11 protein-coding genes are annotated in these 12,474 nt (G+C 67.8%); 6 read left to right on the top strand and 5 right to left on the bottom strand.

Going from position 1 to position 12,474, the window contains the following annotated elements; genetic code table 11:
* The first annotated feature begins 1 nt into the window (after position 1).
* From AZSP09_RS00945 to AZSP09_RS00930, 4 genes are all read left to right on the top strand, one after another.
* A complete protein-coding gene (locus tag AZSP09_RS00945; RefSeq protein WP_014238172.1) occupies positions 2–604 on the top strand; it encodes a response regulator transcription factor in 603 nt (200 codons plus the stop codon).
* Positions 605–615: 11 nt separating this feature from the next.
* The gene (locus tag AZSP09_RS00940) at positions 616–2,538 is read left to right on the top strand and encodes a putative bifunctional diguanylate cyclase/phosphodiesterase (RefSeq protein ID WP_130458820.1); all 1,923 of its coding nucleotides are present in this window, start codon (positions 616–618) and stop codon (positions 2,536–2,538) included.
* Positions 2,539–2,847: 309 nt separating this feature from the next.
* Positions 2,848–4,971, top strand: a complete 2,124-nt coding sequence (locus tag AZSP09_RS00935) for a TonB-dependent siderophore receptor (RefSeq protein ID WP_152088899.1) — start codon at positions 2,848–2,850, stop codon at positions 4,969–4,971.
* The gene (locus AZSP09_RS00930) at positions 4,971–6,116 is read left to right on the top strand and encodes a DUF1624 domain-containing protein (RefSeq protein ID WP_152088898.1); all 1,146 of its coding nucleotides are present in this window, start codon (positions 4,971–4,973) and stop codon (positions 6,114–6,116) included. The genes AZSP09_RS00935 and AZSP09_RS00930 overlap by 1 nt, the downstream gene beginning before the upstream one ends.
* Positions 6,117–6,139: 23 nt before the next feature.
* On the opposite strand, the gene AZSP09_RS00925 is transcribed toward AZSP09_RS00930, so the two are convergent.
* From AZSP09_RS00925 to AZSP09_RS00915, 3 genes are read right to left on the bottom strand one after another with little or no spacing between them, the layout of a single operon-like run.
* Positions 6,140–7,333 carry a GGDEF domain-containing protein gene (locus AZSP09_RS00925; RefSeq protein ID WP_152088897.1) on the bottom strand — a complete coding sequence of 398 codons (1,194 nt, stop codon included), beginning with the start codon at positions 7,331–7,333 and terminating at the stop codon, positions 6,140–6,142.
* Positions 7,320–8,765, bottom strand: coding sequence for a tRNA lysidine(34) synthetase TilS (tilS, locus tag AZSP09_RS00920; RefSeq protein ID WP_152088896.1), 1,446 nt, complete (start codon positions 8,763–8,765; stop codon positions 7,320–7,322). The genes AZSP09_RS00925 and tilS overlap by 14 nt, the downstream gene beginning before the upstream one ends.
* Positions 8,734–9,702, bottom strand: coding sequence for an acetyl-CoA carboxylase carboxyltransferase subunit alpha (locus AZSP09_RS00915; RefSeq protein WP_152088895.1), 969 nt, complete (start codon positions 9,700–9,702; stop codon positions 8,734–8,736). Before AZSP09_RS00915 ends, tilS begins: the two co-directional genes overlap by 32 nt.
* Positions 9,703–9,939: 237 nt before the next feature.
* Here AZSP09_RS00915 and AZSP09_RS00910 point away from each other — a divergent pair, with 237 nt between their 5' ends.
* Positions 9,940–10,440 carry a DUF411 domain-containing protein gene (locus AZSP09_RS00910; protein ID WP_014238181.1) on the top strand — a complete coding sequence of 167 codons (501 nt, stop codon included), beginning with the start codon at positions 9,940–9,942 and terminating at the stop codon, positions 10,438–10,440.
* Between the two features lie 111 nt (positions 10,441–10,551).
* Positions 10,552–11,283 (top strand): flagellar brake protein, encoded by a 732-nt coding sequence (locus AZSP09_RS00905; RefSeq protein ID WP_130458828.1) that lies wholly within the window; start codon positions 10,552–10,554, stop codon positions 11,281–11,283.
* A gap of 37 nt (positions 11,284–11,320) precedes the next feature.
* Here AZSP09_RS00905 and AZSP09_RS00900 read toward each other — a convergent pair whose 3' ends face one another.
* Positions 11,321–11,713 (bottom strand): nuclear transport factor 2 family protein, encoded by a 393-nt coding sequence (locus AZSP09_RS00900; RefSeq protein ID WP_152088893.1) that lies wholly within the window; start codon positions 11,711–11,713, stop codon positions 11,321–11,323.
* A 15-nt stretch (positions 11,714–11,728) separates the two neighbouring features.
* A complete protein-coding gene (locus tag AZSP09_RS00895; protein ID WP_152088892.1) occupies positions 11,729–12,421 on the bottom strand; it encodes a DsbA family protein in 693 nt (230 codons plus the stop codon).
* Positions 12,422–12,474: the final 53 nt, after the last annotated feature.

Here is a 12,474-nt window from a genome sequence, read left to right as displayed (position 1 = left end):
CGTGAGCCCCAAAGCCCACATCATCGACGACGACGAAGCCATCCGTGACGCCCTTTCCTGGCTGCTGCAGTCCCGCGGCGTCGCCAGCGCCACCTGGCCCAGCGCCGAAGCCTTCCTGGAGGCCTGGAACGCCTCCGGCGAAAGCCTGCAGGGCTGCCTGCTGCTGGACATCCGCATGGACGGCATGAGCGGCCTGGAACTGTTCGAGCACCTGCAGGGCAAGGGCCTCAAGCTGCCGGTGATCTTCCTCACCGGCCACGGCGACGTGCCCATGGCCGTCTCCTCCCTGAAGAAGGGCGCCTTCGATTTCGTCGAAAAGCCCTTCAACGACAACGAACTGGTGAACCGGGTCATCGAGGCCATGGATGCGGACGCCCGCAACCAGGAAAAGCAGGCCATCAGCGCCTCCGTCCAATCCCGCCTGGACACCCTCACCACCCGGGAGCGGCAGATCATGGAACTGATCCTGGTGGGCAAGTTCAATAAGGTCATCGCCGACGAACTGCAGATCAGCATGCGCACGGTGGAAGTGCACCGGGCCCACCTGTTTGAGAAGATGGGCGTGCGCACCGCCGTGGAACTGGCCCAACTGCTCAAACCCTGAGGGATTCCGTCATGAAACCGCCCGCTCCCGCCGCCCCCTCCCCCAATGGACAGGCCGGCCTGGTGGCCGGGCTCTACGGCCTTCTGGCGGCCCTCTGGATCGCCCTCTCGGACCGGCTGGCGGCCCTGGTGGCGGGCGACACGGCCCAGCTGACCCTGATCCAGAACTACAAGGGCTGGGCCTTCGTCGCCATCACCTGCACCCTCCTCTTCTTTCTCGTGCGCCGTTCCCTGTCCCGGCTCCAGGGCTCCTACCGGGCCCTGGCGGAAAGCGAGGCCCTCTACGAATCCCTGGTCCAGGTCATGCCCCAGTGCCTCTACCGCATGGACCGGGAAAGCCGCATCACCTTCGCCAACCGGGCCCTGGAACGCCACCTGGGCAAGCCCCGGGAAGCCATCCTGGGCCATTCGCCGCGGGAGGTGTATCCGGCGGATCTGGCGGCCAAGTACCGCCAGGACGACCTGCGGGTGCTGCAGGGCGAGACCCTCAACCTGATCGAGGAAATGGTTTCCCTCGATAGCGAGCAGCGCAAGCGCTACATCGAGATCGTCAAGACGCCCACCTACGCCCCCGACGGCAGCATAAACGGCATCCAGGGAATTTTCTGGGACATCACGGCACGCAAGAGCGCCGAGGAACAGATCGAATACCTGGCCCACCACGATCCCCTCACCGACCTGCCCAACCGGGTGCTGCTGCGCGACCGCTTCCTCCAGGCCCAGGGCCAGGCGGCTCGCAGCGCCAACCGGGTGGCCATCCTGTTCCTCGACCTGGACCACTTCAAGCTGGTGAACGACACCCTGGGCCACCCCATCGGCGACCGCCTGCTGCAGGCCGTGGCCGAGCGCCTGCGCCGCGGCGTGCGGGAGACGGACACCATCAGCCGCCAGGGCGGCGACGAGTTCGTCATCGTCCTGCCCGAACTGGCGGACCCGGAAAGCGCCGGCAGCATCGCCGGCAAGCTGATGGAGCAGATGCACGAGCCGGTGCGGGTGAACGGCCACCGCCTCAACGTCACCTTTTCCCTGGGCATCGCCCTCTACCCGGACGACGGCGAGGATTTCGACACCCTGATGAAGAAGGCCGACACGGCCATGTACTCGGCCAAGGAGGCGGGACGCAACACCCTGCGCTTCTTCACCGCCGCCATGAACGTCGAGGCCGCCGCCCGCCTCAAGCTGCAGAACCGCCTGCAGCGGGCCCTGGAGAAGGAGGAACTGGTGCTGTACTACCAGCCCCAGTTCGACCTGGCCAGCGGCCGCATCCTCGGCGCCGAGGCCCTGCTGCGCTGGCGGGACCCGGAGCGGGGCCTGGTGCCCCCCGGGGAATTCATTCCGGTGGCCGAGGACACGGGCCTCATCGGCCCCATCGGCGAATGGGTCATCGGCGAAGCCTGCCGCGAGCTGCGGCGCTGGCACGAGGCCGGGGCCACGGACCTGACCATGGCGGTCAACCTGTCGCCGGTGCAGTTCCGCCGCAGCCGCCTGGTGGAAATCGCCGCCCGGGCCCTGCAGGAAAACCGCCTGCCGGCCGAGTGCCTGGAATTCGAGCTGACCGAGTCCCTGCTGATCCGGGAGGACGCGGCCATCCTGGAAACCCTCACCGCCCTCAAGGGCCTGGGGGTGAAGCTGTCCATCGACGATTTCGGCACCGGCTACTCCAGCCTGGCCTACCTGAAGCGTTTCAACGTGGACAAGCTGAAGATCGACCAGAGCTTCATCCGCGAGCTGTGCAGCAATCCGGACGACGAAGCCATCGTCAGCGCCGTCATCACCATGGCCCGCCAGCTGCGTCTGCGCACGGTCGCCGAGGGGGTGGAAAACGCCGAGCAGGCCACCATGCTGCGCCGCTTCGACTGCGACGAGGTGCAGGGCTTCCTCTTCGGCCGTCCCATGCCCGCCGCCGACTTCCAGGCCCTCCTGGGCCACCGCTGAACACCTTGCGGGGCCGCCCCGGCCTCCAAGCCCCCACCGCACCGCGCCGCGTCCTGGCGGCCCCGGTCGGCCACCTCACAGGCGCCTTGGTGTTCTGAAGCCGAAGAATCGCGCTGCGACGAAATGTCGCCAACGATTGCGCGACTTCTATTTGAGAATAATTCCCATCCAAAGTATATTAGCGGCCGTTCTTGCGCCTCCGCTTCGGAGCCCGCCGGAGGCCGCCGCCGTTCCGCGCGCCTCATCGGCTATGGCGCGGGTCCCCATTTTCGATTCGCAACCCCACTCCCAATCACATACAAGAAAATCATGTCTGTCAGCCTGAAACTGAAGCCGCTCGCTGCGGCCGTACTGCTACTCGGCACAAGTCACTGCGCCCTGGCCGAGGAACCTTCCCTGACCCTGTCTGAAATCAATGTGGTGGGACGCAGCGAAGGGCAGGACTACTACAGCGACGAGGCCGGCGTGGCCCGTTCCGAGACGCCCCTGCGGGAAGTCCCCCAGTCGGTGCGGGTCGTTCCCCGCCAGGCCATCGACGACATCGGGGCGGTACGCCTCGAGGAAGCCTACGACTATGTCAGCGGCGTCAATCGCCAGAACAGCTTTGGCGGCCTGTGGGACAACTTCTCCATCCGCGGCTTTGCCGGCAACCCGGACACGGGAGCCAATTTCCTGCGCAACGGCTTTGCCGGGAACCGGGGCTACAACGCTCCCCGGGACATGGCCAACGTGGAACGGCTGGAAGTGATCAAGGGCCCCGCATCGGCCCTGTACGGCGGCAGCGAACCCGGGGGCATCCTCAACATCGTCACCAAGAAGCCCCAGTTCAAATCCGGCCACGCCCTGGAGATGTATGTCGGCAGCTACGACACCTACCGGACGACCCTCGATTCCACCGGCCCCATCAGCGACACCCTGGCCTACCGGCTTAACCTGGCCTATGAGGACAAAGGCAGTTTCCGCGAGCAGGTGGACAGCCAGCGCTACCTGGTGGCGCCCTCCTTCACCTGGCTCCTGGGCGCCGGCACCATCGTCAATTACGACCTGGAACTGCTGCGCCAGAAAGCGCCCATGGACCGGGGGGTGATCGCGGTCAATGGCAAGGTGGGCAGCATTCCCCGGGAGCGCTTCCTGGGAGAGCCGGGGGACGGTGACATCACCATCGACAACAAGACCCACCATCTGACGGTGGAACATGAACTGGCCGATGCCTGGAAAGCCAAGTTTGGTCTGGCCTACCGCACCACCAGCCTGGAAGGCTATTCCACCGAGGCCAGCCCCCGCACTGCCGGCAGCATCCGCTGGACCAGCGCCGGCGCTCCCGTCATCGAGCGGGAGCGGCGCTACCGGGACTACAGTTCCAACGACCTGTCGTTCCAGGGCGAAATCCTCGGCAAATTCAGCACCGGCTGGCTCCAGCATGAAGTGCTGACCGGCGTGGACAGCTACCGTTTCGAACTGGACCAGCTGATGCGGCGGGGCCGCTCCACCACCACCTACGGCCTGGATGTGCTCAACCCCGTCTATGGACAGACGCCGCTGGCCCTGACCGCCACGCCCACCAACACCCTGGAGACCCAGCACGCCACCGGCTTTTTCCTGCAGGACCAGATGAGTCTGGCGGAACGCTGGCGCCTGCTGCTGGGCCTGCGCCACGACCGCTTCCGGCAGGAAATCCTCAACCGGAACACGGGTATCAGCACCTCCCAGGAACACAGCGTCACCACCCCCCGCGTCGGCCTGACCTGGCTGGCCACCCCCACCCTGTCCGCCTATGTCCTGGCCAGTGAATCCTTCCGCGCCAACAACGGCGTCGATGCGGCCAGCCAGTCCTTTGCGCCGGAACGGGGCGAGTCCAGGGAAGCCGGCCTCAAATACGAATCGCCTGACAAGCGCTACGGCGGCACCCTGGCCCTGTTCGAGATCGACAAGAAGAACGTGCTGACCAACGACCCGGCCAATGCGGGTTACGCCATCGCCGCCGGCGAGGCCCGCAGCCGCGGCCTGGAATTCGATTTCTCCGGACAACTGACCAGCAAGGTGCGGGTGCTGGCCAACTACGCCCATATCGATGCCGAGATCACCAAGGACAGCAACGCCGCCCTGGTCGGCGCCCGGCTGATCAACGTGCCGAAAAACAGCGGCAGCGTGCTGGCAATGTATGAAGACGGCCTGGCCGGCGGCCGCTACGGCCTTGGCGCCGGCGCCACCTATGTGGGCAAGCGGGCCGGCAATTCCATCGACAGCTTCGAACTGCCCAGCTACACCACCATGCGGGCCATGGCCTACTGGAAGCCGAGCAAGACCCTGCGCTTCTCCCTGGATATCGACAACCTGTTCGACAAGACCTACTACGCCAGTTCCTACGACGTGTACTGGGTGACGCCGGGCGTGCCCCGCACCGTGACCCTGGGCATGCAGGCCAAGTTCTGATGCCCGGCGGAAATCAGCGCATCAACGCCATCGACGCCCTGCGGGGCCTGGTCATGGCGCTGATGGTGGTGGACCACGTGCGGGAGTTCTTTTTCCTGCACCAGCAGGTCGCCGACCCGATGGACCTGCACACCACCTCGCCCGGGCTGTTCTTCACCCGCTTCGCCAGCCACTTCTGCGCCCCGGTCTTCGTTTTTCTCACCGGGCTTGGCGCCTGGTGCTACGGGCAACGGCACCTTGGCGCCGGCGGCGATCCCCGGCGCGCCGCCAGCGCCTTCCTGGCCAAGCGCGGCCTCTTCCTGGTGCTGCTGGAGCTGAGCCTGATCAACTTCGCCTGGACCTTCGCCTTCCCCCCCAGGATGCTCTATCTGCAGGTGATCTGGGCCATCGGCCTGTCCATGCTGGCTCTGGCCGCCCTGCTGTGGCTGCCCCGGGCGGGACAACTGGCCCTGGGGCTCCTCATCATCGTCGGCCACAACCTGCTCGACAGCCTGCACTTCCCTCCGGGCACGGCAGCCCATGCCGTGTGGGCCGTCCTGCACGACCGCGCCATCATCGAACTGGCCCCCGGACTGGCGGCCCGCACCTCCTACCCGGTCCTGCCCTGGATCGGCGTCATCCTGCTGGGTTACGGGCTGGGGCCCTGGTTTGCCCAGGGCAGTGCGCCGGAGCAGCGCCGGCGCCGCCTTGCCCTGGCGGGCCTGGGCGCCCTCGCCCTGTTCGTCCTGCTGCGGGGGCTTGATGGCTACGGGGACCATCCCCTGGCCGGCGCCGGAACGGGCCTGGTCACCCTCATGGGCTGGCTGAACCTGACCAAATATCCGCCCTCCCTGCTGTTCCTGCTGCTGACCCTGGGGAGCGGACTGCTCGGGCTGGCCGTCCTGGAACGACACACCTGGAATTTCCTGGCGGTGCTGGGGCGGGTGCCGATGTTCTTCTACGTCGTCCATCTCTACGCCCTGCATCTGCTCAATCTGCTCTGCCTGGCGCTGTGGGGGCCCACCCAGGGCGAGCGCTACGGCTTCGGGCAGGTCTGGCAGATCTGGGGCCTGGCCCTGCTGTCGGTCCCGGTCCTGTATCCCCTGTGCCGGCGTTTTGCCGACTACAAACGCCGGCATCCCGGCGGCTGGCTGTCCTACTTCTGACCCTCTTCTCCGGCGCCCCCGTCTTACGGCGCCGGAGCAACTGGCGAAACCCCGGCCCCCTCTTCATGGGTCCCGGCAGCAGCCACCTCGATGCGGTTGCGGCCATTGGCCTTGGCCAGGTACATGGCGTTGTCGGCCCGGGACAGGAGGCAGTCCAGGTTGGTGTCGGCTGCTTCCAGGGCGGCGACGCCGATGCTCACCGTCACCGGCGGCAGCTGGGCCGGGCCTTCGGCGGTGGTCAGACGGATGCGCTCGGCCACCTGGCGGGCCTGTTCCAGGTCCGCATCGGGCAGCAGCACCACGAATTCCTCGCCGCCGTAGCGGCCGAAATGCTCGCCCCGGCGCAGCACGGCGCCAACCCGCTGGACGAAGCCCTGCAGCACCAGGTCGCCGGCCTGGTGGCCGTAGGTGTCGTTGATCTTCTTGAAGAAATCCAGGTCCAGCATGAGCAGGCAAAGGGCACGGCCGTGGCGCCGGGCCCGGGCCATCTCCCACTCGCACACTTCGACGAAGGCCCTGCGGTTGAGAATCTGGGTCAGGGAGTCGTGGCTGGAGAGATATTCCAGCTCGCCCCGCAGGCGGTCCGTCGCCAGCAGCACGTAACCCACGGTGATCATCAGGGTGCAGATGGGGTAGGCGGTGAGATAGACCACCTGGATCGGCGTCTGCTCCAGGAAATCGCTGCCCAGGCCGGGCACCAGGGCGCTGCTGCCGCGCAGCAGCAACACGCCGATCTGGGCCAGCAGCACCAGGCAGAAAAAACGGCTGATGAAGCCGGGGCGCCCGTAGCGGAACACCACCAGCAGCTGCCGCCCGTAGAACAGGGGCAGGCTGAGGCCGGCCACTGCCAGGCGGGCATTGGTATCCGGCTGCACCAGCAGGAACCAGGTGAGCAGCCCCAGCCCGACGCCGCTGACCAGGGCCTGGAAGCGCCAGGAAGGCTGGCGCTGGTAGAACAGCTCGGTGCCGCTGAGCCAGAGGGAAAGGGCGGTGTACAGCAGCAGGCTGGCCAGGAGCACGGAAAGCGCATCGGGGATCAGCCCGCGCAGGCCGAACAGCAGGCCGGAGAAGACGCCCACCAGGGTGCCGCCGGCCCAGTGGCCGATGCCCCGGATGCGCTGGGGGAAACTGCGGGTGACGAAGAACAGCACCACGGCCATGAGGGCGGTCATGAAACCGGCCAGGAGGATGACGGTGCGCAGGTCAATATGGGGCATCGGGATCGTCGCAGGGCAAGGGTGACAGTGACAGGCTGGCGCTCTCGGCCGGCCGCCATTCGGGCAGCCAGCCGGGTGCGTCGGCCCGGGCCAGGCAGTCGGCGGCGATGCCGATGCCGGGCACCCAGGCCAGGGTCTGGCCGACCCACAGCAGGGGCAGGCGCTGCCGCTGCCAGGGCGGAATGTCCGCTTCCTGCAGCAGCTTTTTCAGGGGACGCCGGGGCCGGCCCGGCAGCTGCATGGTTTCGCCTCCCTGACGCAGGCGGAAGCGGGCAGCCTCGCCGCACAGAGCGAGGGCCACGCCCTGGCCAATCACCTCCCGCCCGCCGATGCTGCCGAAGGCCCAGGGGACGGGCATGACGAAGGGGCCTGCCGGCTCCGCCAGGGAAGACGGGGGTTGCAGGGGCTCATGGTCCAGGAACACCGTTCCGCGCCACAAGCGGACCACCCACTCGCTACAGCGCCATTCCACCTGGCCGTCAGGCCGGGGGCAGGCCAGCTGCTGCCACAGTTCCGCCAGGGCCCGGGCCTCGGGCATGGGGGCGCCATGACGGCGCAGCCAGCAGCGCAGCAGGTTGCGCCCCCGGGCACTGGAGAGGCCGGCCAGGGCCGCCTGCTGCAGGCGGGAGCCGACGGCGGCCTTGGCCAGATCCTGGGCCGCCAGTTCCTCCAGCAGGTCCTCCGCCTCCCCCGCCAGCGCCGCCGCCCGGCCGAGGCTGACGGCGGCGGGAAAGCGGGACTGCAGCAGGGGCAGGGCCTCATGCCGCAGGAAATTGCGGGCGTAGGCCCGGTCGCCGTTGCTCTCGTCCTCGATCCAGCCCAGGCCCTCGGCCGCCAGCCAGGCTTCCAGTTCGGCCCGGGAGGTTTCCAGCAGGGGACGCAGCAAGGGCAGGGGCCCATGGCCCGGACGCGACAGCAGGCGCCGCCCCGGCATGGCCGCCAGGCCCCGCAGGCCGCTGCCCCGCAGCAGGTTGAAGAGCAGGGTTTCGGCCTGGTCGTCCCGGTGGTGGGCCAGGATCAGGGCATCGGCCGTAAGGCCGGCGAAGACCTGGTAGCGGGCGGCCCGGGCGGTTGCCTCCAGACCCGCCGGGCGCGCCTCGGGCAGACTGACCCGGTGCACCTGCAGGGGCACGCCGAAGCGAGCGCAGAGGTCGCCGCAAAAGGCGGCCCAGGCATCGGCATGGGGCGACAGGCCGTGGTGCACATGCACCGCCTGCAGACGCCAGCCCCGCGCCGGCGCCTGGGCCGCCAGGGCCGCCAGCAGGGCGACGGAATCCCGGCCGCCGGAAAGGCCGACGGCGAGGACGGGCGTAGTGGAAAGGGGGGAAGCGGGAAGAACGGAATGGGGATCGGCCGCCGCCAGCAACCAGGCCAGGCGGTCGGCGATCCGCCGGGGCAGGTCAGGAGACCGGCTGTTCCTTGAAGCGGCCATAGGACATGAGCCGCTCGTAGCGGGCCGCCAGCAGTTCTTGGGTAGACAGGCCGGAAACGCCCTTGAGCGCGTCCTGCAGGGCCTTCTTCAGGTTCTGGGCCATGGCGGCGTGATCCCGGTGGGCGCCGCCCACGGGTTCATTGACGATCTTGTCGATGAGGCCCAGGGTCTTCAGGCGGGAAGCGGTGATGCCCATGGTTTCCGCCGCCTCGTTGGCCTTCTCGGCGCTCTTCCAGAGGATGGAGGCGCAGCCTTCGGGGGAGATCACGGAATAGGTGGAGTACTGCAGCATCTGCACCGTGTCGCCGACGGCAATGGCCAGGGCGCCGCCGGAACCGCCTTCACCGATGATGGTGACGATGATGGGGGTCTTCAGCTCGGCCATGACGTAAAGGTTGCGGCCGATGGCCTCGGACTGGCCCCGCTCCTCGGCGTCGATGCCGGGATAGGCGCCCGGGGTGTCCACGAAGGTGAACACGGGAATCTGGAACTTCTCGGCCAGCTTCATCAGGCGCTCGGCCTTGCGGTAGCCCTCGGGGCGCGGCATGCCGAAGTTGCGGTAGATCTTTTCCTTGGTGTCCCGGCCCTTCTGGTGGCCGATGACGACGCAGGGCTGGCCGTTGAAGCGGGCCAGGCCGCCAACGATGGCCTTGTCGTCGGCAAAGCTGCGGTCCCCGTGCAGTTCCTCGAAGTCGGTGAACAGGCGGGAGACGTAGTCCAGGGTGTAGGGACGCTGGGGATGACGCGCCACCATGGCGGTCTGCCAGGGCGTCAGCTTGGCGTAGATGTCTTTGGTCAGCCCCTGGCTCTTCTTTTCCAGGCGGGCGATTTCTTCCGAGATGTCCACCGCGGAATCGTCCTGCATGAAGCGCAGTTCTTCGATCTTGGTTTCAAGCTCGGCGATGGGCTGTTCGAAGTCGAGGAAAGTGGTTTTCATCGAGATAGGGAAATTTTGGCAGGCGCGTATTCTACCCCAAACCCCCCGGATACTCCCCATTGCCCGGGAAAGGCCGGCGGCGGCGCCGGCCCCGTGCCACCGACAGGCAGCAGGCCGCCGCCCCAGACGCCAAAGCCCTGGCCGCAAAAGGGTTGTCCGGACCGGCGCCCCGGGCGAGAATGGCCGAAAACAGGGGCGCGGCCTTTCCGCAGTCCCATATTCTCAGGGAAAAAATCTATGCAACGATTGCTGGCAACGGCCCTGCTGGCCGCTCTCCTGCCTGCCGCGCCCCTCGGCGCGGCGGAAAACCTGCCGCCGGTGGAAGTGTTCGCCCCGGTGCCTTGCCTGGCCTGCATCGACTGGGCCGAGCACCTGCGGCAGAACGGCTTCAGCGTCACCATGAAGGAAACGGCGGACATGGCGGCCTTGAAAAAGCGCCTGAAAGTCCCCGCCGCGGTGGAGTCGGTACATACGGCCCGGGTTGCCGGCTACTTCATCGAAGGCCATGTGCCGGCCGAGGACATCAAGGAACTGCTCAAGGAAAAGCCCAAGGCCCGGGGCCTGGCAGTGCCCGGCCTGCCCGCCGGGGCGCCGGGACGGGAGGCTTCCAACCCCAGCTGCGAGCGGGGCTGCACGGTGCTCGATTCGACCCCGGATCAGCGGGAAGTGCGGCGGGAGCTGTACGACACCCTGCTGGTGGATCTCAAGGGCCAGACCCGCATCTTCAACCGGCACTAGGACGGGCCCGGGCAGACAAGGGGACGGCCTTACGACAGCAACATGGGGGTGCTACACTCAGGGCCACAACAAACAGGCCCCAGGGCCCCGTATAACCATAGCGCCCCGACCATGCCCGATCCCGCCCCCGCCAAGGACATCGCCCCGGAAATCCCCGCCGAGAACCGGGTCAACCTGGATGAAGCCCGCCTGCAGATAGGTGACGCCCTGCAGCTGCAACCCAACGGCGACGCCAACGCCGCCCGCCACTACGTCAAGCTGATCGGCTTCACCAAGGGCGCCAGCGTCCTGGTCAGCACGCCCAAGGTGGACGGCGCCTACATTTTCGTGCGGGACGGCCAGAACTACGTGGTGCGGGCCTTCTCCGGCAAGAACGCCTACGCCTTCTCCACCACGGTGGTGCGTTCCGTGGCCGTGCCCTACCCCTACCTGCACCTGTCCTATCCCAAGGACGTGCGCGCCCTGGTGGTGCGCCGCGGCGCCCGGGCCAAGGTCAATCTCATCGCCAGCGCCCGCCGCCTCGACGCTCAGGGCCAGGAAAGTCCGGACGCCTGCGCCGCCAGCATCCGCAACGTCAGCATCTCCGGCGCCATGCTGGCCTCGCCCCATCCCCTGGGGCTCCAGGGCGACAGCATCCGCCTCTCCTTCAAGATTGCCCTGGCCGACATCATTTCCCTGGTGACCCTGGATGCGGTCATCCGCGCCGTCAATCCGGGCGGCGAAGACCTGGGCCCCGGCATGATCGGCTACGGCCTGGAATTCGTCGGCGGCGAAGCCCAGGACCGCATCACCCTCACCGCCTTCGTCTACCAGAAGCTGCTGGAACAGGACGCGGCCACCTGAAACTCCGGGCAGCCGCGGCCAAGCCAGGCCGTCCCCATCAGGCCTGCATGGCCCGGGCCACCAGCAGGGTGTCGGTGAACTGCTCGAAAGCGACGATCCGGCCGCCGGCAAGCTGCCACACATGGGTCGCCCGGGCCCGCATCGACTTGCCGGTTTTACGGTAAGTGCCGCTGTAGGTGCCGATACCCACCACTTCCTCGCCGCCGTCGATCAACCGTTCCAGGACAAAGGTGTAGCCCTCCCAGTCACGCCCGAGGACGGCGAAGACATGGGCGCTCACCTGGGTGGCACCGATCCAGGTGCCGGCGCAGGGAAAGCCCGCCATCTCGGTCCAGGCCGCCTGCGGCGACAGGTCCGCCAGCATGCCGGCCAGGTCCCCCCGGGCCGATGCGGCGTAATGCTCGGCAACGATCTGCAGATTGCTTTTCATGACCAGACGCCCAGCTTACAGGGCACAACCGTCGAAGGCGCAGCCCAGGGCCTGGGCGGCGCTCGCGGCGGGCAGCCCGGCACGCTGGCGCAGACGCTCCTGGAAGGCCTGGGGACGCCCCAGGTAGGCGGAGACGTCGATGCTCTGCAGGCCCTCCGCCGTTTCGAGGACGAAGGTGGGAAAGCCCTGGGCGCCGACCCGGGCCATGAATTCCCGGGTGTCGCGGAAATGGGCCTGCACCGCCTCGCCCGACAGTTGCGTCAGAGTCTCGGCAAAGGCCGCGGCATCGAGCCCGAGGGATGCGGCCAACTCCACCAGCACCGACGGCTCGGCGATGCGGCGGCCTTCTTCATAGTGGGCCACCTGCAACCGGGCCAGCATGTCCAGCCCGCGGCCGGCCAGCTGCTCGGCGGCCAGCATGGCGGCGGTGGGCGGTTCGGAGTCGAAGACGGCGCCGTTGTCCCGGAGCAGGCCGTCGGTATAGGCGGGGCCGAAGGGCTGGCCGCTCAACTGGGCGATCCGCTGGTCATGGGGTTGGACATAGGCGCGCAGCTGGGGCGTCACCGCCTGGCGCCGGGCGCCGGCCATCATGCCGCCGCTGCGGGGCCGCACCGGCAGGACATCGCGCGCTGCCCGCAGCAAGGGGGCGGCGCCATAGCACCAGCCGCACAGCGGGTCGTAGAGGTAATGCAGGATCGGGGCCGTCATGGTTCGGTAATTCGACAAATGAGGATCGTGCCGCCGCCCGGATGGCGGCGGCA

Origin of the sequence: Azospira sp. I09, from assembly GCF_009177135.1 — a bacterium.
In the GTDB taxonomy this organism is placed as follows: domain Bacteria; phylum Pseudomonadota; class Gammaproteobacteria; order Burkholderiales; family Rhodocyclaceae; genus Azospira; species Azospira oryzae.
This window is presented reverse-complemented; position numbering and strand designations above follow the sequence as displayed.